Below are 26,712 nucleotides of genomic sequence, written 5' to 3'. Positions count from 1 at the left end.
GCAGGGTGCAATAGTGAGTACAGAAATGGTCGTAGGAACAGGTTCCGGTTTAGCTACCGATCCGCAAGCAACAGGTGTGCAAGAAGAGCATAAGCCTGGCATCATGGGGTCAATTGGCGGTGTTGATATGCTGCGCCAAGTGACGATGATTTTGGCTCTTGCTATCTGTTTAGCTCTCGCTGTTTTTGTGATGATCTGGGCACAGGAGCCTGAATACCGTCCGCTGGGAGAAATGACCACAGCTGAAATGGTACAAGTACTCGATGTTTTAGATAAAAATCAGGTTAAATATCAGATCCAAGGTGATGTGGTTAAAATTCCTGAAGATAAGTACCAAGAAGTTAAGATGTTGATGAGCCGAGAAGGGCTCGATAATGTTGAAGCTAATAATGACTTTCTGAATAAAGACAGTGGTTTTGGTGTTAGTCAGCGCATGGAACAAGCGCGCTTAAAGCATAGCCAAGAGCAAAACCTTGCTCGTGCAATTGAAGAATTAAGAAGTGTTACTCGCGCTAAAGTTATTTTAGCTCTGCCAAAAGAAAACGTTTTTGCACGAAACCGTTCTAAGCCAAGTGCCACTGTTGTGGTGAGCACTCGTCGTGTGGGGTTAAGCCAAGAAGAAGTGGACTCGATTGTCGATATCGTTGCGTCTGCAGTGCATAACCTCGAGCCTAATAAAGTTACAGTAACAGATTCAAATGGTCGTCTGCTTAACTCTGGTAGCCAAGACGGTGTATCAGCAATTGCTCGTCGCGAGCTAGAAATCGTGCAGCAAAAAGAATCTGAATACCGTAATAAGATTGAATCGATTTTAATGCCAATTTTAGGCCCTGAGAACTTTACAGCTCAAGTCGATGTTAGTATGGATTTTACCGCGGTAGAGCAAACTGCAAAACGTTATAATCCTGATTTACCAGCGCTGAGAAGTGAGATGGTGGTTGAGAACAACTCTAACGGCGGCACGACAGGTGGCATTCCAGGCGCACTATCAAATCAGCCGCCAATGAACGCTGAGATCCCGCAAGAGGTCAATGCAACAGAGGTTGCAACACAAACATCTGGCAGTTCACACAAAGAAGCTACTCGTAACTTTGAGCTTGATACCACGATTAGTCATACTCGCCAACAAATTGGCACATTGCGCCGAGTGAGTGTGTCGGTTGCGGTAGATTTTAAAAATGCGCCAGTTGCAGAAGATGGCAGCGTAAGCCGTGTACCTCGTACCGAACAAGAAATTGCTAATATCCGTCGCTTATTAGAGGGCGCAGTCGGTTTTAACACTCAGCGTGGTGATATTATTGAAGTTGTCACTGTGCCATTTATGGATCAGTTGATTGAAGCGGCTCCAGCGCCTGAAATGTGGGAAGAGCCTTGGTTTTGGCGTGCAGTTAAGTTAGTTCTTGGTGCATTGGTTATCTTAGTCCTCATCTTAGCTGTTGTACGTCCAATGCTTAAAAAGTTGGTTTATCCTGATAGCGTCAAGATGCCAGAGGAGCCACAAATGGGTGGTGACTTAGCTGAAATTGAAGATCAATATGCTGCGGATACACTGGGTATGTTGCAGCGCCCAGAAGCGGAATACAGTTATGCTGATGATGGTTCAATTTTGATCCCTAATTTGCATAAAGATGATGACATGATTAAAGCCATCCGCGCATTAGTGGCCAACGAGCCTGAACTATCGACACAAGTCGTGAAGAATTGGTTAATTGAAGATGACAAATGAGATGAGTGTAGAAAACAAAACTGAAGTTGCTGGTTTTAAACCAAGTGACTTAACCGGTATTGAGAAAACCGCTATCTTGTTGTTAAGTTTGAGTGAAAGTGATGCGGCATCAATTCTAAAGCATCTTGAGCCTAAGCAAGTACAGAAAGTCGGTATGGCGATGGCAGCAATGCAGGACTTTGGACAAGAAAAAGTCATTGGCGTACACAAGCTATTTCTCGATGATATTCAGAAGTACTCCTCAATTGGTTTTAACAGTGAAGAGTTTGTACGCAAGGCATTAACTGCTGCACTGGGTGAAGATAAAGCCGGTAACTTGATTGAACAGATCATTATGGGCAGCGGCGCCAAAGGTCTTGATTCACTGAAATGGATGGATGCGCGTCAAGTTGCGACTATTATTCAAAATGAACATCCACAAATTCAAACTATCGTATTGTCCTATCTAGAACCTGATCAAGCCGCAGAGATCTTTGCTCAATTCCCTGAAAATACCCGTTTAGATCTAATGATGCGAATTGCCAATCTGGAAGAAGTACAGCCAGCAGCATTGCAAGAGCTTAACGATATCATGGAGAAACAGTTTGCTGGTCAAGGTGGCGCACAGGCAGCGAAAATGGGTGGCTTGAAAGCGGCGGCTAACATTATGAACTACCTCGACACTGGCGTTGAAAGTCATCTAATGGAAACTATGCGAGAATCTGATGAAGAGATGGCGCAACAGATCCAAGACTTAATGTTTGTGTTTGAAAACCTAAGCGATGTTGACGATTTAGGGATCCAAGTATTACTGCGTGAAGTACAACAAGACGTGTTAATGAAGGCTCTCAAAGGGGCTGATGAGCAGTTGAAAGAAAAGCTGCTAAGCAATATGTCTAAGCGCGCAGCTGAATTACTGAGAGATGATTTGGAAGCCATGGGCCCAATTCGTATTAGTGAAGTTGAAGTGGCACAAAAAGAGATCCTTTCTATTGCTCGTCGTTTAAGTGACAGTGGCGAAATCATGCTCGGCGGTGGCGGCGGAGAAGAGTTCTTATAATGACTGAGCCTAAACAGCCGCGGGGCGCAACCTTAGGTAATATTGACGAGTTTGGTCATTGGGATCTTCCTGATATTAGCCAAGAGATAGCTCCTGATTCTCTGAATATGTTTGGTCGCCAAAGCCTACAAGTTCAAGCTGAAGAAGATGTTGAAACGGAAACAATACTTCCGCCTACCTTAAGTGAAATAGAAGATATCCGTGCTCATGCCGAGCAGGAAGGTTTTACTGAAGGGAAAGAAAAAGGTTATAGCGAAGGTTTAGAGAAAGGTCGGTTAGAAGGTTTAGAGCAAGGCCATGGCGAAGGTTTTTCGCAAGGGCAACAGCAAGGTTATGAAGAAGGCCTCAAAAGCGCGAACGAAATGCTGCAACGTTTTGAAGGCCTATTAGCTCAATTTGAAGCTCCTTTGGCAATTTTAGATACTGAAATTGAGAAAGAGCTATTATCAACAGCCACTACACTTGCTAAAGCCGTTATTGGTCATGAGCTGAAAACCCACCCAGAACATATTTTAGCGGCATTACGTCAAGGTGTTGACTCGTTACCGATAAAAGAGCAAAAAGTGAATATTCGCTTGGCACCGAGCGATCAGCAACTCGTCGTCGATCTATACACTCCAGAGCAGCTAGCGCGAAATCATTGGGAAATAGAATCAGATCCGAGCTTAGCTCCTGGCGACTGCATTATTAATAGTGGCCGTAGCCATATTGATATGAGTGTGGAGACACGGATCCAGCATGTATTTTCCGAGCTTGATAAGCACCAGCAAGATTTACTGCAATTAAAAGAGCAGCAACAAGATGAGCTTGAAGCTGACAGACAGCTTAAGGCGAGTGAGTATGCGCAAACAATGCAACAGCAGGCGGCACTGAATAACACTGGTCTTGAGAATGACGAAGGCATGTCGCCAAACGATAGCGGCAAAACTGTCGATATTGCAACAAGTGCAGTTACCAATGAAGGTGAGCATGACCACACGCCAACACCAACTGCGTAATAAACTTGCTCAGCATCAGCAAAAAATTCATCCTTTCGTGGTCGAGGCGAGTGGCCAATTAGTTCGCGTAGTAGGGCTGACTCTTGAGGCGACGGGTTGTCGAGCAGCTGTTGGCAGTTTGTGCGCTATTGAAACGCTATCGGGCAACCTTGTAGCTGAGGTTATCGGATTTGATGATCAATTGCTTTACCTTATGCCGATTGAAGAGTTACGCGGTGTATTGCCTGGCGCTAAAGTTACGCCTCTTGGTGAGCAGTCAGGGTTAAATGTCGGTTTATCACTATTAGGTCGTGTACTGGATGGTAGTGGTCAGCCGATTGACGGCTTAGGTAACTTAAAAACAGATCAAAAAGCATCAAACCATGTGGCTGCAATTAATCCGCTAGCAAGGCGAGCTATTAGCGAACCCCTTGATGTGGGCGTGCGGGCAATTAATGCCATGCTAACTGTCGGTAAAGGTCAGCGCATGGGGTTATTCGCCGGCTCAGGGGTGGGTAAGAGTGTACTCTTGGGCATGATGACTCGGGGAACCAACGCCGATATTATTGTTGTGGGGCTCGTGGGTGAACGTGGTCGCGAGGTGAAAGAGTTTATTGAAGAGATTTTGGGGCCAGAAGGACGAGCACGTTCTGTGGTTGTAGCGGCACCCGCCGACACTTCACCTTTAATGCGCCTTAGGGCTTGTGAAACTTCAACGCGTATCGCCGAGTATTTTCGTGATTTAGGCTATAACGTGTTGTTACTAATGGATAGTTTAACCCGTTATGCTCAAGCACAACGTGAAATTGCCTTAGCTGTTGGGGAACCACCTGCGACCAAAGGTTATCCGCCATCAGTGTTTGCTAAACTGCCTAAGCTCGTTGAACGTGCAGGTAATGGCGGTGGTAAACAGGGCTCTATTACGGCATTTTATACCGTATTAACCGAGGGTGATGATTTACAAGATCCAATCGCCGATGCATCGAGAGCTATCCTTGATGGGCATATTGTATTGTCGCGCTCGCTTGCCGATTCTGGTCACTATCCTGCAATCGATATTGAAGCCTCTATTAGCCGTGTAGCGCCTATGGTGATCACACCTGAGCATTTAGAAGCTATGCGCAAAGTGAAACAGGTTTACTCGCTATATCAGCAAAATAAAGATTTGATTTCTATTGGTGCCTATAGCCAAGGAAGTGATCCCCGCATTGATAATGCGATTCGCTTGCAGCCTGCAATGAATGCTTTTTTAAGGCAGACGATGAAAGACTCGGTGACATTTGAAAGTAGTACATTAATGCTGGGTCAGATGGGGGCTCAATGCCAAGTTTAAATGTTACTCGTATAGGTAGTTTGTAGTATGGCTAAGCCTGATCCGCTACACCTAGTTCTCAAGTTAGCCGAAGAAGCAGAAGAGCAGGCTTCTTTACAACTGCGCTCGGCGGAGTTTGAGCTACAAAGGCGACAAAATCAGCTGTTAGCGCTGCAAAATTACCGTTTGGATTACATGAAACAGATGGAGCAGCAACAAGGTCAAAGCATTAGCGCAAGCAATTATCATCAGTTTCACCAGTTTGTAAGGCAAGTCGATACAGCTATCGGGCAACAGGTCCATGCGGTAAAAGAGGCAGAGGGTTTAAAACATCATCGACAAAGCCATTGGCAAGAAAAGCAGCAAAAACGCAAGGCTGTAGAGTTACTGCTTGCCAATAAAGCTGAAAAGGCATTGCTAGCGGAGCGACGTCAAGAGCAAAAAATGATTGATGAGTTTGCCTCACAGCAATTTTATCGCAAGAAATTACGCTAGGTAGATAACTTAAAGGCACTGATTAATTGCTCGTAGTCGGTAATCGCTAACAATCCTAAGGTTTACCATTGCTTTGCCTGTCTCGGCAAACGATCAATATAGCTCGTCATATACCCAGCCTGTTTTACTCTTAATCGATTCTTTATATTCCAGCCCCCATTCTTGTTGGCATTATTATTGCTTTGTTATCTTCTGCCGGCTGTATTCGAGCCGTTATTTTGACAATTTTGGTAAATAGAGTCTGGTTTGTACCGTAAACGCTGATGGAGAGAGCATGCAGCAGATGAGTAATATTTTTCTTGGCAGTTCTGATACAAGCAACAAATCAGGCGGCGCGCATAATAGCAAAACCAACGATTCTAAGATGGAGTCTAATAGCGGACTGGTCGATAATCGTTTCACTGCTGAGCTTGAAAAGGCTGGCAGCGCTAATAACGCACATACAAATACCCAAGCTACTCAGGTCGAAAAATTTAATCCGCTAGCTGAAGACTCTGAACCAGTTACTGAACTTGTTACTGCCGATGATCCTCAGCCAACAGAGCAAGATGATGTGAGTCAAATATTTGCACAAATTAACCTTGCCAATAATTTCGGAAACTCATCGAATAATCAGGTTGCTATTGAACAAGTTGCCGTTGACGGCGAAACCTTGCCGTTAAGCATTGTTGCCGCAAATGATACCGAGGCAGAACAAGAGCTATCTGATGACGTAATACAGGTATTGATGCAGCAAACAGGCCTGAATGAACAAGAGCTAAATCAACTCTCACCAGAGGAACTTGCAGCGCTTTTAAAGCAAAATCCAATACTGACAGGTCAAAGTGAACTTGCTATTGAGCAACCGCTAGCAACAGTTGGAGCTGAAGATTCAACTGCTGAGCAGCAGGGACCTAATGGGAGTGTTGTAAATGGAAGTAGTATTAATGGCTTTGCAGAAACAAAAGCTGCTTCCCTAGAAGGCAAAAGTACAGACACTAAACTGACTGAAAGCGGTAATCTTGCTGCAAACAGCTTATCTGCCAACAAACTTGCGACCAATAGCCTAGACGCCAAAGCTCAAAGTGATCATTTAGGGACTGATACCCGCGATATTTTTGGTAAAGAACTCGGAATTGAAGGCGCCAATACAGCGAGTGCTGACTTAGATAAAAAAAATACTAACTCTGACGATGCCGCGAAGGCTGCTTTGCAACTAAAAAATGCTGATTTATCAGTACGAATGACACCCGTTCAGGCAAGTTTAGAAGGGAGTCTTAGCGCGAGCAGCGAAGAATCAAATCTCGATATGAAATCATTCTCTGCACTACAAAATCAGCAGTTGCAGCAAACATCGGCGAATAACCGTCAAGACCTACCACAATTTCATGTTTCACTAAAACAAGCTGCAGAGCAAACACCACCAATGCAGCAGATGATCCAACGATTTTCGCCAATGATGAATCAGCAGTTAATTACTATGGTGAGTAATGGTGTGCAACAAGCTGAAATTCGCTTAGATCCACCAGAGCTTGGGCAAATGATGGTACGTATTCAAGTTCAAGGTGATACAACTCAAGTTCAGTTTCAGGTGAGCCAACACCAAACCCGAGAGCTGGTTGAGCAAGCTATGCCGAGGCTAAGAGAGATGTTAGCCGAGCAAGGAATGCAATTAACCGATGGTCAAGTCTCACAAGGCAATGGTGGCGGAGCCCAAGGTGAAGGCGGAAATGGTCAAGGTAAGGGGAATAGCATGACTGATTCGGATGAATTTTCAGCAGAAGAGATGTTAACAAGGTCAAATCTATCAACTAGTTCAGCTTCGGGTATAGATTATTACGCATAAGCAGGTAACCTATAGCAACTAAATAGGAACAGTATGGCGTTGAGGTTAATCAATGCTTAATTAGGGAAGGCAAATGGCGGAAGAAGCAAGCTTAGAGCTGGAAGATAATCCAGAACCTAAAAGTAAAAAGAAGCTTATTTTATTTGGTGTTATTGGTGTTGTGTTAATAACCATTATTGCGGTTACGGCATGGGTATTATTAGGCTCATCGGATGCAAGTGATACGACTCAAACGGCTGACACTGCAACAGAGCAAAAGGTCGTTAATACCGGCGAAGCTTTTTACGCTGCAATGCCAAGGCCTTTCTTGTTTAACTTGCCAGATAATGGCCGTACACGTTTAGTCGAAATAAAAGTGCAATTAATGGTGCGTGGCGTCGATGACGACACTTTGATAAAAAAGCACATTCCATTAATTGAGGATGCGTTGCTGACAACCTTTAGCGCCGCCGATATTCAAAAAATGAGCTCTCCAGCAGGTAAAGACGAGTTGCGTTTGTTAGCACTGCGTAATGTGCAAAATACCTTGCAGCCGGTTACCGGACGCACTGTGGTAGAGAAAGTATTATTTACCGGTTTTGTTATGCAGTAAGCATAAGACCGATTTATGTTAAAAGCTAAGGCGATACCGTGAGTGATTTATTAAGCCAAGACGAAATTGATGCACTGCTTCATGGTGTCGATGATGTTGATGATGACATTATTGATGACAATGAACTTGATGCACGCTCTTATGACTTCTCGTCGCAAGACAGAATCGTTCGTGGGCGGATGCCAACGCTTGAAATCGTTAATGAACGTTTTGCACGTCATTTACGGATAAGTATGTTTAACATGATGCGCCGTGCGGCAGAAGTATCGATTAACGGTGTACAAATGCTGAAGTTTGGTGAGTACGTACATACCTTGTTCGTACCGACTAGCCTGAATATGGTGCGTTTTAGCCCATTAAAAGGCACGGCACTTATTACTATGGAAGCCAGGCTGGTATTTATCTTAGTTGATAACTTTTTTGGTGGTGACGGACGTTTTCACGCCAAAATTGAAGGCCGAGAGTTTACACCTACCGAACGGCGCATTGTTCAGTTGCTACTTAAAATCATCTTTGAAGATTACAAAGATGCATGGGCGCCAGTGATGGATGTACAGTTCGATTATCTTGATTCTGAAGTTAACCCCGCGATGGCAAACATTGTCAGTCCAACTGAAGTGGTTGTTGTTAGCTCGTTTCATATCGAAGTTGACGGTGGTGGTGGTGATTTTCATATTACCATGCCGTATTCGATGATTGAGCCTATTCGAGAGCTACTCGATGCAGGTGTGCAGAGCGACACCCAAGATACTGATATGCGCTGGTCACAAGCACTCCGCGATGAGATCATGGATGTTGATGTTGGTATTGATGCGACAGTTGTTGAACATAAGGTTACGCTGCGCGAGGTTCTTGAGTTTAAAGCGGGAGATGTTATTCCGGTTGAGTTACCTGAACATATTATTTTGAAAGTCGAAGACTTGCCTACTTACCGTTGTAAGATGGGTAAAAGCAAAGAAAATTTAGCATTAAAAATTTGCGAGCAAATTCCACGACCTGAAACAGTTAAGTCTGAGTTGCAACTAGTGACTCATAAAGGTCGAGCACGTGATCGTTCTGAGATATAAGGCGAAGAGTAAATGAGTACAGATACAGATGATTGGGCATCAGCAATGGCTGAACAAGCAATTGAAGAAGCAAAAGCAGTAGAGCTCGATGAGTTTAGCAATGATAGTGCGCCTTTAAGCGAAGAAGAAGCATCTAAACTCGATGCGATTATGGATATCCCGGTAACGATTTCGATGGAAGTTGGCCGCAGTTTTATTAACATTCGCAACTTATTGCAGTTAAACCAAGGCTCTGTAGTTGAGCTCGATCGTGTTGCTGGTGAACCTTTAGATGTTATGGTTAACGGTACCTTGATTGCCCATGGTGAAGTGGTTGTCGTCAACGACAAATTTGGTATTCGATTAACTGATGTCATTAGCCAAACAGAGCGCATTAAAAAGCTAAGATAATAAGAATTAGGGATTATTGATGAGCGTTAATTGGGTCTTAGCCAGTTTGGCAACTGTAGATACAGAAGCTAGCAGCGCAGTAAATAACGCCGCAACTACCACTAGCTCAGCGTCGAGTATTGCGACGCTTTCAAGTATGGTTGGCGGTCTAATTGTTGTTCTTATTCTTATTTTCTTTTTAGCTTATCTCGTTAAGCGCTTTAATTTAGTACCAAGTAGCCAAGGGGTATTAAAAACAATTGCGGTAACGCCATTAGGACAAAAAGAGAAGTTAGTATTGGTTGAGGTCAATGGTCAGCAATATTTGCTCGGGGTGACTCAACAACAAATTAGTCTGGTAGATAAGTTAGCTCAGCCAGTTGAAATCGAAACAGAGTCTTTTGCCAACCGATTACGACAAGCCAAGGCTACACAATGATAAAATGGATATTACTCTTAGCGACTATGGCGTTGTCTTTTACGGCGCCAGCCTTTGCTGAAAATGGTATTTTACCAGCTGTAACGGTATCAACTGGCGCGGACGGTTCAACGCAATATTCTGTCACTATGCAGATCTTGTTGTTGATGACTGCACTCAGTTTTATTCCTGCCATGGTGATCATGCTGACTTCGTTCACACGGATCATCGTAGTCTTGTCAATTTTGCGACAAGCCATTGGTTTACAACAAACACCATCGAACCAAGTGCTGATTGGTATTAGTATGTTTATGACATTTTTTATTATGTCGCCGGTGTTCGACAAGATCTATGACCAAGCTGTTCAGCCCTATATAGAACAAGGAATGCCGATCCAAGATGCCTTTACCAAAGGGCAAGGTCCGTTAAAAGACTTTATGTTGGCACAAACTCGTTTAACTGATTTAAATACTTTTATTGAAATTTCAGGTTATCAAGGCATCAATGAACCTGAAGATGCACCAATGACGGTCATTATTCCTGCATTTATCACCAGCGAACTTAAAACTGCATTTCAGATTGGCTTTATGCTATTTGTGCCATTTTTGGTACTCGACTTAGTTGTTGCTAGTATTTTGATGGCGATGGGTATGATGATGCTATCACCTATGATTGTGTCTTTACCGTTTAAAATTATGCTATTTGTACTTGTAGACGGTTGGAGCCTAGTCATGGGCACCTTAGCTAACAGTTTTGGATTATAGGTAAGCTATGAGCCCAGAAGCACTGATTGATATCTTCCGTGAAGCACTGGCTGTTATTGTCATCATAGTGTCGATGATTATTGTACCGGGCCTCATTATTGGTCTTGTTGTAGCGGTATTTCAGGCGGCAACGTCAATCAATGAGCAGACCTTGAGCTTTTTACCGCGTTTGCTTACCACTTTGTTAGCCCTCATGTTAATGGGACACATGTTGGTACAGATGATGATGGATTTTTTTTACCAGATGGTCGATATGATCCCGCAGGTCATAGGTTAAGCCATGATTGAGCTAAGCTAACCATGGAGATCTTGCTCGATACCTTAATGGACGGCATCGCAGGTTATTTGTGGCCGCTGACGCGAATTTCCAGCATGTTTATGGTGATGGCTGTATTTGGCGCAACTACGACTCCCACTCGAGTTAGACTTATTCTGTCGGTAACCGTAACTGCTGCCGTCGCTCCTGTATTGCCAGCGATGCCAAGCATTGATTTGTTTTCCTTAAGTGCGGCGTTTGTTACTGCGCAGCAAATCATTATTGGTGTTGCAATGGGGTTTGCCACATTGCTGTTAATGCAAACCTTTGTACTAACTGGCCAAATCATTGGTATGCAAACCAGCTTAGGTTTTGCCTCAATGGTTGATCCAAGTTCAGGTCAACAAACACCTGTAATTGGTAACTTCTTTTTGTTACTCACCACAATGATTTTCCTTGCTGTAGATGGTCATTTGCTACTGATTAAAATGGTTATTGCCAGTTTTGATTCTATTCCTGTATCGATGCAGGGCCTTAGTTTAGCGAGCTATCGTTTGTTTACTGAGTTTGTCGGTTATATGTTTGGCGCCGCGTTAACCATGTCGTTGTCGGCGATTGTTGCACTATTAACGATTAACTTGTCTTTTGGTGTAATGACTCGCGCTTCGCCGCAGCTCAATATCTTTGCGGTTGGTTTTCCGGTGACCATGGTTGCCGGTCTATTTATTTTATGGCTGACTCTATCGCCGATTATGTCGCACTTCGATGAAGTGTGGCGTGAAGTACAATTGCTGTTATGTAATGCGCTCGAACTGCAATGTAAAGTCGATGGCGGATTGAATTAGTCATGACTTCCTCTGCTTTGACATGCTTGTTTGGCAAAGACCGATGGGATTCTCGTGTAATTATTGGAGGCGATCGATAGATGTCAGAAAACGATAGCAGCCAAGAAAAAACCGAGGAAGCAACCTCCAGAAAGTTGCAACAGGCCAAAGACAAAGGGCAGGTTGCACGTTCAAAAGAACTCGGTACATCGGCAGTATTAATTGCTGCATCGGTGGGATTATTGATGACGGGGCCTGATATTGCACAGGCACTGCACAATATTATGACCAAGCTTTTTACTTTGAGTCGGGATGATATTTTTGACGTGAACCAGATGATGAATGTTTGGGGCATGGTCGGTTCAGAGCTTGCGGTGCCTTTATTTGGTTTTATTGCTTTTTTAGCGTTAATCGCTTTTGCTGGCAATGTGGCACTGGGAGGTATGTCATTTTCGGTTAAAGCTTTTATGCCAAAAGCCAGTAAAATGAGTCCTGTAGCGGGCTTTAAGCGAATGTTTGGCGTGCAAGCTTTGGTTGAACTAACCAAAGGTATTGCTAAGTTTTCAGTCGTGGCGATTACTGCTTATTTACTGTTAACTGTTTACCTCAATGATATCTTGTTACTTTCGCAAGAGCATTTACCTGGCAATATCTACCATGCGATGGATATTGTGGTATGGATTTTTATACTGCTGTGCGCATCGACATTCTTAATTGTGGTCATTGATGTGCCGTTTCAGATCTGGAACCATGCAAAACAGCTTAAGATGACTAAACAAGAAGTCAAAGACGAATACAAGGATACCGAAGGTAAACCTGAGGTTAAGGGGCGTATTCGTCAATTACAACATGAAATGTCTCAACGGCGGATGATGGGAGAAGTGCCCAATGCGGATGTGATAGTGGTGAACCCAGAACATTATGCTGTTGCTGTTAAGTATGATGCTGCTCGCTCTACCGCGCCGTTTGTCGTGGCCAAAGGTGTTGATGAAGTGGCATTTAAAATTCGTGAAATTGCCCGTGAACACGACGTGGCAATTGTCTCTGCGCCGCCACTTGCTCGAGCTATTTTTCATACCACTAAGATAGATCAAGAGATCCCTGAAGGCTTATTTACCGCCGTTGCTCAAGTGCTTGCCTATGTTTTTCAACTAAGGCAATACCAAAAAGGTAAGGGGCGACGCCCGAACCCAATTCCTGTAAAACAGCCAATCCCTGATGATTTAAAACATTAGTCCATATTGTCGTCCAAAAAAACATCATTCGATACCTAGGTTATTCTTTGTAAATCGCTTTCAGGTTATAGTCATGGCAATAGGCTAAACCAATAATTGGTACAGTATTTGCTGTATAGGCGTTAGACGTCAAAGATCGGACTCAGGGTGAATGGAACTTAAAGCAAGTCTAGGCCAATTAAAACAGATAAAGCCTGCACATTTAAAAGGTATTGGTACACCTCTATTGGTTTTAGCCGCATTGGCTATGATCATCTTACCTATGCCTGCGTTCCTGCTCGATATTCTTTTTACCTTCAATATTGCGCTAGCGTTAGTCGTTCTTTTGGTAGCTATTTATAGTGACCGCCCGCTTGATTTTGCTGCATTTCCCACAGTCCTTTTAGTTGCCACTTTGCTGCGACTGGCGCTCAACGTAGCTTCGACCCGAGTGGTGTTGCTCGAAGGGCACAATGGTGGCGATGCGGCTGGTAAAGTGATTGAAGCCTTTGGTTCTGTGGTGATAGGTGGGAACTACGCCGTTGGTTTAGTGGTTTTTTTAATCCTTATTATCATCAATTTCGCGGTTGTAACCAAAGGTGCTGGCCGTATATCTGAGGTAAGTGCTCGCTTTACCCTTGACGCCATGCCAGGTAAACAGATGGCGATTGATGCCGACCTTAATGCAGGGCTTTTAACCCAAGAAGAAGCCCGTTCTCGCCGTGCAGAAGTGACCCGTGAAGCTGACTTTTACGGTGCAATGGATGGTGCATCAAAATTTGTAAAAGGTGATGCGATTGCCGGTATCTTAATTTTGGTTATCAACATTGTTGGTGGCTTTATTATTGGTATGGCGCAGCATGGTTTAGATTTTTCTTCGGCTGTTGAAATTTACACGCTACTGACTATCGGTGACGGCTTAGTTGCGCAGATCCCAGGTCTACTATTATCGATTGCCGCGGCGCTAATGGTGACGCGACAAAACGAATCTGGTGACATGGGCGAGATGGTCATGGGTCAGATGTTTGACAGTCCTAAGGCATTAACTATCGCTGCGGCAGTCATGTTTATTATGGGCATTGTGCCGGGAATGCCACATTTGGTATTTCTTTCATGTGCTGTTATGGCTGGTGCTGGTGCTTATTTTATTAAGAAGAAGCAAGAAACAGATCGCGCTAGAGCGCTTGAAGTGGCAAAAGCAGGCCCTGTAGAGCAACGCGATGCTCAGCCAAAAGAGTTGAGCTGGGACGACGTGCAACACGTTGATACGATTGGCTTAGAAGTTGGTTACCGTTTAATTCCACTAGTGGATAAAGGTCAAGGTGGCGAACTGCTAGGTAGAATTAAAGGTGTACGTAAAAAGTTGTCACAAGAGCTAGGTTTCTTGGTTCCTGCTGTTCATATTCGCGATAATTTAGACTTGTCGCCTAATGCCTATCGTATTTCATTAATGGGTGTTTCCTCTGGTGAGGCTGAAATTCGTCACGACTGTGAATTGGCGATTAATCCCGGTCAAGTGTATGGCAAGCTTGATGGTATTGAAACCAAAGATCCTGCATTTGGTTTAGATGCAGTTTGGATTGCCCCTGAGATGCGCGAGCATGCGCAAACTTTAGGTTATACCGTGGTCGATGCCTCAACGGTTGTAGCAACCCACATAAGTCAGTTGTTATCTAATAATGCTGCAAAATTACTGGGTTATGAAGAGGTTCAGCAGCTACTTGAAATGCTTGGTAAACACTCACCTAAGTTAGTGGATGGCTTTATACCCGATGTGATGCCATTAGGTACTGTGGTTAAAGTGATGCAAAACCTGCTTAACGAAGGTGTGTCTATTCGTGATATGAAGACCATAGTACAGACATTACTGGAATATGGACCTAAGAGTAGTGACACCGAAGTATTAACTGCAGCAGTGCGAATAGCGCTAAAACGCATGATCGTACAAGAGATCAGTGGCCCAGAGCTTGAAATCCCTGTCATTACTTTGGCGCCAGAGTTGGAACAAATGTTGCATCAGTCAATGCAGGCAACCGGAGGTGATGGCCCTAATATTGAGCCAAGCCTTGCAGAGCGCATGCAAAAGTCATTAGTTGATGCCACACAGCGTCAAGAAATGGTAGGACAACCGGCAATTTTATTGACGTCCGGCATGTTACGTTCAACGTTATCACGGTTTGTTAAGCACACGATTCCGAATTTAAGGGTTATTTCTTACCAAGAAGTGCCCGATGAGAAGCAGATCCGCATCGTTTCGGCAGTAGGTCAGTAGAGGTCGAATAATTGAAGATTAAAAGGTTTTTAGCAAAAGATATGCGCTCGGCCTTAGCCCAAGTGAAAGAGACCTTGGGTTCTGATGCTGTGATTATGTCAAATAAGAAAGTCACTGGTGGTATTGAAATCGTTGCTGCTGTGGATTATGACGATCCTAAGCCAAAGGTTGCAGCGCCTAAGCCATCAGCGCAGATGTTCACTGATTTATCTGAAGAAAGAGTCACACTGGGCGGTGGCAGCGGTGCTGCGAATGTAAGAGCGCAAAGTCAGCCTAAACCAACGCCAGCTCCCGATTCATTACAGGCACTTTTAGAGCGTCAACAAAGTCGTATTAGTCAGCAAACACAGACTACACGCAGTGAAGATTTAGATATGCCTGACTGGGCAAAAGGCTTGCAGGCACAAATGCCTAAACGAGCAGAGCCTGCAAAAGCCGAGTTTACGCCAAATCGCGCACTAGATAGCTACCACAATGCAAAAGCAAGTAGCAGTGCTGAAATGGATGCGATGAAAGAAGAGCTGGCATCTATTCGTAGTTTATTGACCCATCAAGTCAGCAGTTTGATGGTTGAGCAGAAAAAGCGTGTCGACCCTGTGGGGGCAATGCTTGAAAGTAAATTGTTAGAAGCTGAGTTTTCGCCAGCTATTGCTAAAAAACTGTCGAGTTTAAGTGAACACTACACTCCTGCGGAGCTTGTCGCTTCTTTACCACGTAGTTTAGCTAACCTGCTAGATAACCAAGGCGATGATATTGTTCGTCAGGGTGGTGTCGTTGCTTTTGTTGGGCCAACGGGTGTAGGTAAAACCACCACAGTGGCAAAATTAGCGGCACGATTTGCGGCTTATCATGGCTCAGATCAAGTTGCATTGATTACGACAGACCATTATCGCATTGGAGCCTTTGAGCAATTGGCAACTTATGGCAAAATAATGGGATGCCCAGTAAAACAGGCTCATGATTTTAATGAGTTAGAACAAATTCTGTATCAATTTAGAAATCGTAAACTGGTTTTAATTGATACTGCTGGCATGGGCCAAAGAGATCAGCGTTTATTCCAACAGCTCGATAGCTTAGCCGCAAATAGCAGATTACCTATTCGTAGTTATCTGGTAATGTCAGCAACAGGTCAGCGTCGTGTATTAGAAGATGCTGTAAAGCAGTTTACGCGTATTCCGCTTTCGGGCGCAGTACTGACAAAATTAGACGAATCAATATCGTTAGCGCCCGCGCTAAGTGTCTTGATTCAAAGTGGATTGCCTTTAAGTTATGTCACTGATGGACAAAGAGTTCCTGAAGATATGCAGGTGGCAGATACTTTATCTTTAGCCAATCGCGCATTAGCTGCATTAGATAACGAATCCACAGAACCATTACAGAATAATGAAGGCTCCCAAGAGATGGCCTTTGCATTTGAGTGAAACCATGACTCCAGATCAAGCAAGCGGTTTACGTATGATGAATCAGCCAAATAATGAAAAAGTAAAAGTTATCGCCGTATCAGGTGGTAAAGGTGGCGTTGGTAAAACCAGCGTGTCTATCAACACTGCCGTTGCGTTGGCCGAAAAGGGCAAACGTGTATTGGTATTGGATGCTGACTTAGGTTTGGCTAACGTCGATGTGATGTTAGGTTTACGCGCAGAGCGAAATTTATCTCATGTTTTGTCGGGAGATGCCGAATTAGATGATGTGATCCTTAGAGGACCGAAAGGCATTGGTATTATTCCGGCCACATCAGGTACTCAAGCAATGGTGGAGTTGACTCAAGCGCAGCATGCGGGTCTTATTCGTGCCTTTAGTGAAATGCGAACGCAGTTTGATATTTTAATCGTTGATACCGCAGCGGGTATTTCAGATATGGTATTGAGCTTCTCACGTGCTTCACAAGATGTACTCATAGTCGTGTGTGATGAACCAACTTCGATTACCGATGCTTACGCACTAATTAAAATCTTGAGTCGTGAGCATGGCGTGTTCCGCTTCAAAATTGTGGCAAATATGGTGCGCAGTTTACGTGAAGGCATGGAACTTTTTGCCAAATTAAGTAAAGTGACCGATAGATTCTTGGACGTTGCCTTAGAGCTTGTAGCAACGGTACCATTTGATGAAAATTTACGTAAATCAGTACGTAAGCAAAAGTTGATTGTAGAGGCATTTCCAAAGTCTCCAGCGGCCATTGCTTACCACGGTTTAGCTAACAAAATTATGAGTTGGCCAGTGCCTTCTCAGCCTGGTGGTCATTTAGAGTTTTTTGTTGAACGACTAGTTCAACGTCCTGATTATCAAGAGGATAAGTCGGGTGAATAAAGCGGCCGCGTATACTCGTTTTGATAATAAGACGTCTATCGTTGAACAGTATGCACCGCTTGTAAAAAGAATAGCCCATCATCTTTTGGCTCGCTTACCTGCATCTGTTCAGCTTGATGACTTATTGCAAGCTGGCATGATGGGGCTACTTGAAGCGTCATCGAACTTTGATGGTAGTAAAGGCGCGAAATTTGAGACCTTTGCTGGTATTCGAATTCGTGGCTCTATGTTAGATGAAATAAGACGTGGCGATTGGGTGCCACGTTCTGTTCACCGCAATCAACGCCGAGTGGCACAAGTCATCGATGAACTTGAGCAAGAACTGGGTCGTGATGCTCGTGATGGTGAAATTGCTGAGCGGTTAGAGATGCCGCTCGATGAGTACTACACCATTTTGAACGATGTATCAGTTGGTAAGGTTGTTGGTATAGAAGATTTAGGTGTGGCGGTAGAAGGAGCATGCTCTGAAGATGGTCACACAAACGATGCCTATGAATCGCTTGCAGAAGTTGAGTTTCATTCTGCTTTGGTAGCCGCTATTAAGCTTTTACCTGAAAGAGATGCATTGGTATTGTCGCTTTATTATGATGAAGCACTTAATTTAAAAGAGATTGGGGCCATTCTTGAGGTCAGTGAGTCTAGAGTTAGCCAGATCCTGAGTCAGGCGATGCTTAGACTTAAAGGTAAACTCAAGCACTGGACGCAAGAATAAAATCAATAATATTTGATAGCACTTTTACACGCGCATTTGAGCGCGCTCCGCGGAGGAAACCTTGGACAAGAATATGAAGATTCTTGTTGTTGATGATTTTTCAACAATGAGACGTATCATTAAGAACTTGTTACGTGACTTGGGCTTTAACAATACTCAAGAAGCTGATGACGGTTCAACAGCCTTACCTATGTTACAAAAGGGCGACTTTGATTTTGTCGTGACTGATTGGAACATGCCAGGCATGCAAGGTATTGATTTATTAAAGGCTATTCGCGCAGACGATAACCTTAAGCACTTACCAGTATTAATGGTGACAGCTGAGGCAAAGCGTGAACAGATTATTGCTGCGGCGCAAGCGGGGGTAAACGGTTATGTGGTTAAGCCATTTACTGCTGCGACACTAAAAGAAAAGTTAGACAAAATTTTCGAGCGACTCGGCTAAGCAGGGATGAGCAATGCAGCAACAATCTATACCGCTGATTACTCTCGAGCAAGCTGAGAGGCTCGTTGCCTTCCTGTCTCAAGGAGAGCAAGAGAAAGCAGATGAATTGGTCAAGGAGATAGCTGCACCGATTCAGAAAGATCTTTTTGATGAAGTTGGCCGTTTAACACGACAACTTCATAGTGCTATTTCAGACTTTCAGTTTGATAGCCGTCTAATTGAATTAGCCAATACAGAGATCCCGGACGCAAAAGAGCGCTTAACTTATGTCATTGATATGACTGAGCAAGCTGCTAATAAAACCATGGATGCTGTAGAAGAATGCTTACCTTTAGCGAGCGCTCTTAGCGATAATATTCAAGCGGTTAAGCCTGCTTGGGATAAATTGATGCGTAGAGAGCTGCCGTTAGCTGAGTTTAAAACCTTGTGTCATGACATCCAACTATTTGTTGAAAGAAGTGAGTCGGACGCGGGACGAGTGAAAGAACTTCTGAACCAAATTTTATTGGCACAGGACTTCCAAGATCTTACTGGGCAAATGATCCGCCGAGTGATTGATTTAGTTAGAGAAGTAGAAAGTAGCTTAGTGTCAATGTTGACGGTATTTGGCGAGCAGCCTGCTAATGCAGCTGACGACAAGCCAAAACTAAATGTTGAAGCTGAAGGTCCTATTATGAATGCAGAACACCGCCAGGACGTGGTGACGGGTCAAGATGAAGTTGACGATCTGCTTTCGAGTTTAGGTTTTTAAAGGAGTCAAATAATGTCCTTTGATGTTGATGAAGAGATACTGCAGGACTTTTTGATCGAAGCTGGCGAGATTTTAGAGCTTCTACAGGAACAATTAGTCGCACTAGAAAACAACCCTGATGATACCGATCTATTGAACGCTATCTTCCGCGGTTTCCACACGGTTAAAGGTGGCGCAGGTTTCCTAGGTTTATCGCCCATGGTCGACGTTTGTCATGAAGCTGAAAATACCTTCGATTTATTGCGGACGGGTAAGCGAAGTGTCTCTGCTAATTTAATGGATGTCATTTTACAAGCCGTTGACGCCATCAACTCAATGTTTGCGCAGACGCAAGCTGGACAGCCGCAGTCTCCTGCAGAACCTGCTTTATTAGCACAGCTCAAAACCTTAAGTGCGGGTGAATTATTAGCATCAGAAATGGCTAGTGAGCCGCAGCAACAAGCTCCTGTTGAAAATATTACACCTGCTGAACCTATTATCGAACAAGCACCTGTTGAATTAAACGTGGTTGAGTCTTCTAGTGCTACTAGCCCACAAGGCTCTGGCAGTATTGATGATATCGACGACGTTGAGTTTGAAGCCTTGCTTGACGCTTTACACGGTTCAGGTAATGGACCCGGTACGACAGCGGCAAGCGCTGACGATACTAGCACCTCTCAATCAGTGTCAGATGACATTACCGACGACGAGTTTGAGTCGTTACTTGATGAGTTACATGGTTCAGGCCAATTTAAAACTCAATCAGCTGCGCCTGCAGCGGTTGAGGTTAACATTAGCACTGTTGATTCAGATGAAATATCAGATGATGAGTTCGAGCGTTTGCTCGATGAGCTTCACGGCTCTGGCTCCGGTCCTGGTTCGCAGTCAACCCCAGTCCCGCCTGTGGCTGCGCAAACATCGCCACAACCCGTTGTGACCACTCAAGCGATTACAACTGCACAACAAAAACCAGTAGAAGCTGAGCCGGTTGCTAAGCCACAAGAGGTTAAACCGGTAGCAAAAGTCGCGCCCAAACCTGCTGGCAATAATATGCCGCAAGCTGAAACTACGGTTAGGGTTGATACATCAAGACTTGACCAGATCATGAATATGGTTGGTGAGCTGGTATTAGTACGTAACCGTTTATTAAGCTTAGGTGTTGCTCGTGAAGACGAAGAGATGTCTAAAGCGTTAGCTAATCTTGATTTAGTGACGGCAGATCTGCAAGGTGCGGTGATGAAAACCCGCATGCAACCAATTAAGAAAGTCTTTGGTCGCTTCCCACGCGTGGTTCGAGATTTAGCACGTAGCCTAAATAAAGAAATTGATCTTGTTATGGTCGGTGAAGACACTGATCTTGATAAAAATCTGGTTGAAGCGCTTGCCGATCCGTTAGTCCACTTGGTTCGAAACTCTGTTGATCATGGGATCGAGATGCCAGATGCTCGTGAAGCTAATGGTAAGACGCGCACCGGTACAATTACGCTGTCAGCGAGTCAAGAAGGCGACCATATCCTGCTTAAAATCGAGGACGATGGCGCAGGCATGGACCCTGAAAAACTGAAAGGGATTGCGATTAGTCGTGGCGTGTTAGACGAAGATGCTGCTGCACGTATGACTGATGAAGAAGCCTATAACCTCATTTTTGCGCCTGGTTTTTCGACTAAGGTTGAGATCTCTGATATTTCAGGTCGTGGCGTTGGCATGGATGTGGTTAAAACTCGCATCACTCAGCTTAATGGTTCGGTTTATATCGATTCAGAGCAAGGTAAAGGAACGCGTTTAGAGATTAAGGTGCCGCTCACTCTCGCTATTATGCCAACTCTTATGGTAGAAGTTGCCGAGCAGGTGTTTGCATTACCACTATCAAGTGTGAATGAGATTTTCCATTTAGATCTGACTAAAACTAACGTAGTCGATGGCCAATTAACGGTGATTGTTCGTGATAAAGCCGTTCCATTATTCTATTTAGAGCAATGGTTATCGCGTAAAGGCTTGAGTTTTAATCATGGTGACAAGCAACATGGTCATGTGGTCATTGTGCAACTAGGTACTATTCAAGTTGGTTTTGTTGTTGATGCTTTGATTGGTCAAGAAGAGGTGGTAATTAAACCACTAGGTACGCTATTACACGGCACGCCAGGTATGGCGGGAGCAACCATTACTTCTGATGGCGGTATTGCACTGATATTAGATGTACCGGGTTTGCTTAAGTATTACGCACGTAATAAAAGCTAATTGGGTTAGCTAGGGACTAACCGAGTGATGGACTCAGTTAGTCTTTTTAAATACGGCATTGGCCAATGCTAAGTGCGGTATAGGAATATTAATGGGCATAAAAGTTTTAGTCGTTGATGATTCAAGTTTTTTTAGACGACGTGTAAGTGAAATCGTTAATCAAGATCCAGAGCTTGAGGTCGTTGGTACTGCCAATAATGGTGCCGAAGCGGTAAAAATGGCTGCTGAACTTAATCCACAAGTGATCACCATGGATATTGAAATGCCTGTCATGGACGGGATCACAGCAGTTAAGCAGATCATGGCGAGTAAGCCAATCCCTATTCTAATGTTTTCTTCATTAACTCATGATGGTGCCCGTGCCACGTTAGAGGCATTAGAGGCTGGTGCATTAGACTTTTTACCAAAACGTTTTGAAGATATCGCCAGTAACAAAGACGATGCTATTTTGCTGTTACAGCAGCGAATAAAAGCACTCGGCCGTAGACGATTATTTAGGCCTATAAGCAGAACTGCGCTAGTTATTGAGCAAGCACCGTCAAGCTTAGAACGCGCACGTCCGAATTTGCCTATGCCGCAAGCTCGTCAAGCGAGTTTAAGCCGTAGCACTGCAGGCGCTGTCAACAACACGACTTTGAATACCTCCGTTCAAGATAAACCGCGAGCAAACGGCGTGACACGCGCCAGTGGTAAAAAGTACAAGGCTGTATTGATAGGCACTTCTACTGGTGGACCGGTTGCACTGCAAAAAGTGTTAACGCAGCTACCTGCTAATTACCCGCATCCTATATTGCTTATTCAGCATATGCCGGCGGCATTTACGCCTACATTTGCCACGAGACTTAACAGCTTATGTAAGATTGAGGTAAAAGAGGCGGAAACAGGTGATGTGCTAAAACCTGGCTGCGCATATTTAGCGCCGGGTGGTATGCAGATGATGCTAGAACGCGGTGGCGTGCACGGCCGAATTAAAGTCTTGGCGGGCAAGCCAGAAATGAATTATAAGCCAAGTGTTGATATTACATTTGCATCTGCATCTAAGGTGATTGGCGCAGAAATATTGGCCGTTGTGTTAACGGGCATGGGCGCAGATGGTCGAGAAGGCGCGAGAATGCTTAAAAATACAGGCGCAACCATTTGGGCACAAGATGAAGCCAGTTGTGTGGTTTATGGTATGCCACAAGCGGTGACAGTTGCAGGTATTGCGACTAAGTCAATTGCATTAGAACAAATGGCAGAATCAATTTTGAAAGAGACTGCAGGTGGCTAGGTTGCTGGCTAAGCCAGCGAATAAGCAAACTCTGGCTGTTGCCCTCATACGTCAACGTGGCGCAGTGAATACATTCTCATTGCTTATTATGTTTTTGCTTAGCATTAGCTGTTTTACTTTTGGCTCTTTATATTTCGAGTCTAGCCACAAAAATAAACTGTTGTCAGCTGAAGTTGACAAGCTAAAAGATTCGCAAGTTTTGCTAATGGTGCCCGATGAACAAGCCGAAGTGATGGCAAATTGGATGGCAAATAACCCAGATTTTGTGCAGTCGTTTATTGAAAAGGCACGCCAAGGTGAAACCACTTTGCTGCCAATAGGCCCCGGAGTGGAGCAGCCCGTTAGCCATATTGGTAACTCGCAGCAAGCCTCAATAGAACAAGCGGTCGACCAAAAAGCTGCAAAAACTTTAAATAAAAGTAAGACCATGGAGCAAGATTATGCTCAAGAAACTGAACGCTCAGCAGCTATTAAACCGTTAGAGGTAAAACCATCACAGGAAAAAGCTGGTGTAAGTAACAAAGCTTCCAACGCATTACAAGCAAAAACACAATCAACCGAGCCTGTAACTAAGGCGGTCACACTTACCGAAACAGATGATGGGGTAAAGATGATTCGTTTGCCACATGGTGGAGTGCTGATAACAACAAGAGAGCCGAGTGAGTGAGCCGTTAGGGCTAATTTAAGGCGCTTAGCTATTTAGTAATTTTTACCATTCGTTTTTACAAGTTTGATAAATCTGAGGACGAAACCTTTGAAAATCTGGACCATAGCAAACCAAAAAGGTGGGGTGGGTAAAACGACAACAGTCGCTAGCTTAGCTGGCTCTTTTGTTAAGCGTGGTCAGCGGGTACTCATGGTTGATACCGATCCTCATGCATCGCTTGGCTATTACCTTGGTATTGATAGCGAGCAATTACCTAGCTCATTGTACAACCTCTTTTTAGCTAATAAGACACTAACAGCTGATACAGTACAAATGCATATTGTGCCGACTAATGTTGAGGGCCTAGATCTGATGCCTGCAACAATGGCATTGGCTACATTAGATCGTAGTCTCGGGCATCAAGAAGGCATGGGACTTATCTTAAAGAAAGCGTTACAGCTAATAGAAGATAGGTACGATGTTGTACTTATTGATTGCCCGCCTGTATTAGGTGTTTTAATGGTTAATGCTTTAGCGGCAAGTGAGCATATTATTGTACCGGTACAAACCGAGTTTTTAGCATTGAAAGGCTTAGACCGAATGGTAAAAACCATGCTGTTAATGGGCCGTTCTAAGAAAGTCTCTTATAGCTATACAATAGTGCCAACAATGTACGATAAACGCACGCGTGCGGCTTCTGCTGCGCTGCTGCAACTTACCCAAGATTATAATGAAGAGCTATGGCAGGACGTGATCCCTGTTGATACCAAATTTAGAGATGCTAGTTTGAGTCATTTACCCGCTTCACACTATGCTCCTAGCAGCCGCGGCGTGAAAGCTTACAATAGATTATTAGAATATTTAATCGCGAAGGAACCGTCTCATGTCAAACTTGGTTGATGACGCGGTATGCGATTATTTTTCACTGTTATTAAATGAGACTCCGGTGCCAGAGCCTCTGAAAGCGCAACAAGAGCCTTCAGCAAGCTTTATTGATAACGAAGCGCTATTGGCGCAAGACAGTGAATTGCATAACGTAAACAGACAATCATTAGAGCTGCTTTTTGCCAACTCGACTAAACCTGCTGATCCTGAAACAGAAACAGCATTGGCTCAAGAGTCAATGATTCAAGCTGTTATTGTCAAAGATAACATTATCGAAGAGCCTGTTGAAAAGGCTGCTGACCTTCAAGCTCAAGGTACAAAACCCGCGGATATGAGTTCTGTTTTAAGTCAAACGGCAGCAGAGTTTGAGAACAGTGCAGATAACGTTGCTAACTTAGTAATTAGTGATGACATAAAAAGCTCATCTGAGCCGTTAATATCAACAAAAACGCTATTAGAGCAGCTTGATGAAGAGTTTCAGGTGCTGTTTTTTAAAGTGGCAGGGCTCACGTTAGCCGTTCCTTTGGTAAGCCTCGGTGGTATTGTGAATATAGAGAAGTTAACGCCACTGATTGGTCGACCTAAATGGTATAAGGGCGTGCAGCAACACAGAGGTAGTCAATTAAATGTGGTTGATACCTGCGCTTGGGTTATGCCGGAGAAGTATGATCAACCATTGGCGGATAGCGTGGACTACCAGTATGTTGTTGTCCTTGAAGATAGCGCGTGGGGGCTAAGCTGCGAGGCACTAGTTGATACCGTAACGATAAAAAAATCACAAATTAATTGGCGTACTCAGGCTGGAAAAAGACCTTGGCTTGCAGGTGTGGTAAAAGAGCAAATGTGTGGCATGTTGAATGTAGGTGCGCTAGTACAAATGTTAAATGCTGGCTTGGGCTATCAAGATCACATTGAGCCATCTTTAGCATTACCTTAACCAAACCATTAGTCGTTAAGATGTGACCAAACTATAAAGAATGTAGATTACTGGTCGATAAAGCTATTACTAAATACAAAGAGTATTGGAACTAAGCATATAGAGCGATATGCTTAGTCACATTACTAAAGTGCTGAATTACTTATGCTGTTTATAACTTAAAACAGACATTCTATCGGCAAAAGAAGAATATCGTTGACTAGATAGCTACCTAGCTATTGATTGAGGGATTTATGACAAGTTCAAACAGTGTGGCCGTTGCGGCAGGTAGTGAAGATGCAGTTTTACAATGGGTAACTTTTAAGCTTGATAATGAAACCTATGGGATCAACGTGATGCAGGTACAAGAAGTCCTGCGTTATACTGAGATTGCTCCAGTACCAGGCGCTCCGCATTATGTATTAGGTATTATTAACCTACGTGGTAATGTGGTTACTGTTATCGATACCCGCTCTCGTTTTGGCTTAGCGTCTGCGAACGTTAATGATTCTACTCGAATTGTTATTATTGAAGCCGAAAAGCAAGTTATTGGGATTTTGGTCGATAGTGTTGCAGAAGTCGTCTATCTTCGTCGCTCTGAAATTGATAATGCGCCAAACGTCGGGACTGAAGAGAGTGCTAAGTTTATTCAGGGTGTAAGTAATCGAGAGAATGAACTGCTGATTTTGGTTGATTTGGATAAGCTGCTTTCTGATGAAGAATGGATGGAGTTGACCCAGATATAACGGGCATAAACTCTTCACCAATAACAGAAGTACTGTAGGTTAATATCATTTTGTACTGTCGATATTAACTTGCAGTTTTTAGCTTTATTTACATTGCTGCTTTAGTGTTACCCTAAACCTACATTATCGTCTATTGTGTCATCTCAACGTAAAAACGTTAATTAAAGAGCCAATTATGCTTATTGAAGAGATTTTACTCGCTGCAGCGTTAGTTTTTGTCATTGCGTGCTTAGCTTTAGTATTTTACTTACTGAAACAAACAAGCAAATTGCGTGTAAAAGTTGAAGCCTTGACTCTTTTAGTTAAGGACAGTGATAAGCAAAGAGAAGCGGTTAAACGTGAATTACAAGAGCTTAGAAGTGGCACGATTGGCGTTGGTAGACGCATGTTAGAGCTAGAAAAGAAACTTGCTCAGCAAGATGCTAAGTTAGAAGAGGGGAGTCAACAAGATCCTCAAGCTAGACTTTATTCTCGTGCAATGAAAATGGTTGCCTTGGGCGCCGGTGTTGAGGAGCTTATAGAAGAGTGTGAGCTACCTAAAGCGGAAGCTGAATTGTTAATACGATTACATGGTAAGTAAGAAGAACATTCGCAGGCTCACTGCGAGGGTGCTTCTAGGGCGTACTTCGTCCTGCTAGGACCTTTCTTCCCTTTTATCTCATAGCGC

At 43.8% G+C, this 26,712-nt stretch carries 27 protein-coding genes; all 27 read left to right on the top strand.

What is annotated here, in order from left to right:
• Window positions 1-25: 25 nt before the first annotated feature.
• The 27 genes from fliF to AB4298_RS17700 all read left to right on the top strand — a co-directional run bounded on the left by fliF (window position 26) and on the right by AB4298_RS17700 (window position 26,625).
• Window positions 26-1,726: a flagellar basal-body MS-ring/collar protein FliF gene (gene fliF, locus AB4298_RS17830; RefSeq protein WP_371987864.1), complete on the top strand. Its 1,701-nt coding sequence runs from the start codon at window positions 26-28 to the stop codon at window positions 1,724-1,726.
• Window positions 1,716-2,765 (top strand): flagellar motor switch protein FliG, encoded by a 1,050-nt coding sequence (gene fliG, locus AB4298_RS17825; RefSeq protein WP_248997890.1) that lies wholly within the window; start codon window positions 1,716-1,718, stop codon window positions 2,763-2,765. The genes fliF and fliG overlap by 11 nt, the downstream gene beginning before the upstream one ends.
• Window positions 2,765-3,763: a flagellar assembly protein FliH gene (fliH, locus tag AB4298_RS17820; RefSeq protein ID WP_371987758.1), complete on the top strand. Its 999-nt coding sequence runs from the start codon at window positions 2,765-2,767 to the stop codon at window positions 3,761-3,763. Before fliG ends, fliH begins: the two co-directional genes overlap by 1 nt.
• Window positions 3,735-5,075, top strand: a complete 1,341-nt coding sequence (gene fliI / locus AB4298_RS17815; RefSeq protein ID WP_248998064.1) for a flagellar protein export ATPase FliI — start codon at window positions 3,735-3,737, stop codon at window positions 5,073-5,075. The genes fliH and fliI overlap by 29 nt, the downstream gene beginning before the upstream one ends.
• Window positions 5,076-5,102: 27 nt before the next feature.
• A complete protein-coding gene (gene fliJ, locus AB4298_RS17810; RefSeq protein WP_248997888.1) occupies window positions 5,103-5,549 on the top strand; it encodes a flagellar export protein FliJ in 447 nt (148 codons plus the stop codon).
• A gap of 274 nt (window positions 5,550-5,823) precedes the next feature.
• Window positions 5,824-7,374 (top strand): flagellar hook-length control protein FliK, encoded by a 1,551-nt coding sequence (locus AB4298_RS17805; protein ID WP_371987757.1) that lies wholly within the window; start codon window positions 5,824-5,826, stop codon window positions 7,372-7,374.
• A gap of 73 nt (window positions 7,375-7,447) precedes the next feature.
• Window positions 7,448-7,966: a flagellar basal body-associated protein FliL gene (fliL, locus tag AB4298_RS17800; protein WP_371987756.1), complete on the top strand. Its 519-nt coding sequence runs from the start codon at window positions 7,448-7,450 to the stop codon at window positions 7,964-7,966.
• 38 nt (window positions 7,967-8,004) lie between these two features.
• Window positions 8,005-9,033 (top strand): flagellar motor switch protein FliM, encoded by a 1,029-nt coding sequence (fliM, locus tag AB4298_RS17795; protein WP_248997885.1) that lies wholly within the window; start codon window positions 8,005-8,007, stop codon window positions 9,031-9,033.
• A 12-nt stretch (window positions 9,034-9,045) separates the two neighbouring features.
• A complete protein-coding gene (gene fliN, locus AB4298_RS17790) occupies window positions 9,046-9,423 on the top strand; it encodes a flagellar motor switch protein FliN (protein ID WP_371987755.1) in 378 nt (125 codons plus the stop codon).
• A gap of 19 nt (window positions 9,424-9,442) precedes the next feature.
• On the top strand, window positions 9,443-9,841 hold the full coding sequence (gene fliO, locus AB4298_RS17785; protein WP_248997883.1) for a flagellar biosynthetic protein FliO: 399 nt from the start codon (window positions 9,443-9,445) through the stop codon (window positions 9,839-9,841).
• Window positions 9,838-10,584 carry a flagellar type III secretion system pore protein FliP gene (gene fliP, locus AB4298_RS17780; protein WP_248997882.1) on the top strand — a complete coding sequence of 249 codons (747 nt, stop codon included), beginning with the start codon at window positions 9,838-9,840 and terminating at the stop codon, window positions 10,582-10,584. The genes fliO and fliP overlap by 4 nt, the downstream gene beginning before the upstream one ends.
• 7 nt (window positions 10,585-10,591) lie before the next feature.
• Window positions 10,592-10,861 carry a flagellar biosynthesis protein FliQ gene (gene fliQ, locus AB4298_RS17775; protein ID WP_248997881.1) on the top strand — a complete coding sequence of 90 codons (270 nt, stop codon included), beginning with the start codon at window positions 10,592-10,594 and terminating at the stop codon, window positions 10,859-10,861.
• Window positions 10,862-10,884: 23 nt separating this feature from the next.
• Window positions 10,885-11,685 carry a flagellar biosynthetic protein FliR gene (gene fliR, locus AB4298_RS17770; RefSeq protein WP_371987754.1) on the top strand — a complete coding sequence of 267 codons (801 nt, stop codon included), beginning with the start codon at window positions 10,885-10,887 and terminating at the stop codon, window positions 11,683-11,685.
• An 80-nt stretch (window positions 11,686-11,765) separates the two neighbouring features.
• Window positions 11,766-12,899 carry a flagellar biosynthesis protein FlhB gene (gene flhB, locus AB4298_RS17765; protein WP_248997879.1) on the top strand — a complete coding sequence of 378 codons (1,134 nt, stop codon included), beginning with the start codon at window positions 11,766-11,768 and terminating at the stop codon, window positions 12,897-12,899.
• Between the two features lie 151 nt (window positions 12,900-13,050).
• A complete protein-coding gene (gene flhA / locus AB4298_RS17760) occupies window positions 13,051-15,150 on the top strand; it encodes a flagellar biosynthesis protein FlhA (RefSeq protein ID WP_248997878.1) in 2,100 nt (699 codons plus the stop codon).
• Between the two features lie 11 nt (window positions 15,151-15,161).
• Window positions 15,162-16,571, top strand: a complete 1,410-nt coding sequence (gene flhF, locus AB4298_RS17755) for a flagellar biosynthesis GTPase FlhF (RefSeq protein ID WP_371987752.1) — start codon at window positions 15,162-15,164, stop codon at window positions 16,569-16,571.
• A gap of 4 nt (window positions 16,572-16,575) precedes the next feature.
• Window positions 16,576-17,457 (top strand): MinD/ParA family protein, encoded by an 882-nt coding sequence (locus AB4298_RS17750; protein WP_248997876.1) that lies wholly within the window; start codon window positions 16,576-16,578, stop codon window positions 17,455-17,457.
• Window positions 17,450-18,169: an RNA polymerase sigma factor FliA gene (locus AB4298_RS17745; protein ID WP_248997875.1), complete on the top strand. Its 720-nt coding sequence runs from the start codon at window positions 17,450-17,452 to the stop codon at window positions 18,167-18,169. The genes AB4298_RS17750 and AB4298_RS17745 overlap by 8 nt, the downstream gene beginning before the upstream one ends.
• A 61-nt stretch (window positions 18,170-18,230) precedes the next feature.
• Window positions 18,231-18,614 carry a chemotaxis response regulator CheY gene (cheY, locus tag AB4298_RS17740; RefSeq protein WP_012276572.1) on the top strand — a complete coding sequence of 128 codons (384 nt, stop codon included), beginning with the start codon at window positions 18,231-18,233 and terminating at the stop codon, window positions 18,612-18,614.
• Between the two features lie 13 nt (window positions 18,615-18,627).
• On the top strand, window positions 18,628-19,365 hold the full coding sequence (locus AB4298_RS17735; protein WP_248997874.1) for a protein phosphatase CheZ: 738 nt from the start codon (window positions 18,628-18,630) through the stop codon (window positions 19,363-19,365).
• Window positions 19,366-19,377: 12 nt separating this feature from the next.
• Window positions 19,378-21,582, top strand: a complete 2,205-nt coding sequence (locus AB4298_RS17730; RefSeq protein WP_371987750.1) for a chemotaxis protein CheA — start codon at window positions 19,378-19,380, stop codon at window positions 21,580-21,582.
• A gap of 91 nt (window positions 21,583-21,673) precedes the next feature.
• Window positions 21,674-22,852 (top strand): protein-glutamate methylesterase/protein-glutamine glutaminase, encoded by a 1,179-nt coding sequence (gene cheB / locus AB4298_RS17725; protein ID WP_371987749.1) that lies wholly within the window; start codon window positions 21,674-21,676, stop codon window positions 22,850-22,852.
• Window positions 22,845-23,519, top strand: a complete 675-nt coding sequence (locus tag AB4298_RS17720) for a hypothetical protein (protein WP_371987748.1) — start codon at window positions 22,845-22,847, stop codon at window positions 23,517-23,519. The genes cheB and AB4298_RS17720 overlap by 8 nt, the downstream gene beginning before the upstream one ends.
• Before the next feature lie 87 nt (window positions 23,520-23,606).
• Window positions 23,607-24,398, top strand: coding sequence for a ParA family protein (locus AB4298_RS17715; protein ID WP_371987747.1), 792 nt, complete (start codon window positions 23,607-23,609; stop codon window positions 24,396-24,398).
• The gene (locus AB4298_RS17710; protein WP_371987746.1) at window positions 24,382-25,320 is read left to right on the top strand and encodes a chemotaxis protein CheW; all 939 of its coding nucleotides are present in this window, start codon (window positions 24,382-24,384) and stop codon (window positions 25,318-25,320) included. Before AB4298_RS17715 ends, AB4298_RS17710 begins: the two co-directional genes overlap by 17 nt.
• Before the next feature lie 233 nt (window positions 25,321-25,553).
• Window positions 25,554-26,045, top strand: a complete 492-nt coding sequence (locus tag AB4298_RS17705; protein ID WP_248997868.1) for a chemotaxis protein CheW — start codon at window positions 25,554-25,556, stop codon at window positions 26,043-26,045.
• Between the two features lie 175 nt (window positions 26,046-26,220).
• A complete protein-coding gene (locus tag AB4298_RS17700) occupies window positions 26,221-26,625 on the top strand; it encodes a DUF2802 domain-containing protein (RefSeq protein WP_371987744.1) in 405 nt (134 codons plus the stop codon).
• Window positions 26,626-26,712 lie beyond the last annotated feature (87 nt).

This window comes from Shewanella sp. 10N.261.52.F9, assembly GCF_041471165.1.
Taxonomy (GTDB): Bacteria; Pseudomonadota; Gammaproteobacteria; order Enterobacterales; family Shewanellaceae; genus Shewanella; species Shewanella marinintestina.
This window is presented reverse-complemented; position numbering and strand designations above follow the sequence as displayed.

Coding starts and splice junctions, on each gene's coding strand:
- cheB (WP_371987749.1), top strand. CDS start 21,674: ATGGGCATAAAAGTTTTAGTCGTTGATGATTCAAGTTTTTTTAGACGA.
- AB4298_RS17700 (WP_371987744.1), top strand. CDS start 26,221: ATGCTTATTGAAGAGATTTTACTCGCTGCAGCGTTAGTTTTTGTCATT.
- fliF (WP_371987864.1), top strand. CDS start 26: ATGGTCGTAGGAACAGGTTCCGGTTTAGCTACCGATCCGCAAGCAACA.
- AB4298_RS17705 (WP_248997868.1), top strand. CDS start 25,554: ATGACAAGTTCAAACAGTGTGGCCGTTGCGGCAGGTAGTGAAGATGCA.
- fliI (WP_248998064.1), top strand. CDS start 3,735: ATGACCACACGCCAACACCAACTGCGTAATAAACTTGCTCAGCATCAG.
- fliO (WP_248997883.1), top strand. CDS start 9,443: ATGAGCGTTAATTGGGTCTTAGCCAGTTTGGCAACTGTAGATACAGAA.
- fliL (WP_371987756.1), top strand. CDS start 7,448: ATGGCGGAAGAAGCAAGCTTAGAGCTGGAAGATAATCCAGAACCTAAA.
- fliQ (WP_248997881.1), top strand. CDS start 10,592: ATGAGCCCAGAAGCACTGATTGATATCTTCCGTGAAGCACTGGCTGTT.
- fliP (WP_248997882.1), top strand. CDS start 9,838: ATGATAAAATGGATATTACTCTTAGCGACTATGGCGTTGTCTTTTACG.
- fliR (WP_371987754.1), top strand. CDS start 10,885: ATGGAGATCTTGCTCGATACCTTAATGGACGGCATCGCAGGTTATTTG.
- AB4298_RS17750 (WP_248997876.1), top strand. CDS start 16,576: ATGACTCCAGATCAAGCAAGCGGTTTACGTATGATGAATCAGCCAAAT.
- AB4298_RS17710 (WP_371987746.1), top strand. CDS start 24,382: ATGTCAAACTTGGTTGATGACGCGGTATGCGATTATTTTTCACTGTTA.
- fliH (WP_371987758.1), top strand. CDS start 2,765: ATGACTGAGCCTAAACAGCCGCGGGGCGCAACCTTAGGTAATATTGAC.
- fliG (WP_248997890.1), top strand. CDS start 1,716: ATGACAAATGAGATGAGTGTAGAAAACAAAACTGAAGTTGCTGGTTTT.
- fliN (WP_371987755.1), top strand. CDS start 9,046: ATGAGTACAGATACAGATGATTGGGCATCAGCAATGGCTGAACAAGCA.
- AB4298_RS17735 (WP_248997874.1), top strand. CDS start 18,628: ATGCAGCAACAATCTATACCGCTGATTACTCTCGAGCAAGCTGAGAGG.
- fliJ (WP_248997888.1), top strand. CDS start 5,103: ATGGCTAAGCCTGATCCGCTACACCTAGTTCTCAAGTTAGCCGAAGAA.
- AB4298_RS17730 (WP_371987750.1), top strand. CDS start 19,378: ATGTCCTTTGATGTTGATGAAGAGATACTGCAGGACTTTTTGATCGAA.
- flhA (WP_248997878.1), top strand. CDS start 13,051: ATGGAACTTAAAGCAAGTCTAGGCCAATTAAAACAGATAAAGCCTGCA.
- flhB (WP_248997879.1), top strand. CDS start 11,766: ATGTCAGAAAACGATAGCAGCCAAGAAAAAACCGAGGAAGCAACCTCC.
- AB4298_RS17805 (WP_371987757.1), top strand. CDS start 5,824: ATGCAGCAGATGAGTAATATTTTTCTTGGCAGTTCTGATACAAGCAAC.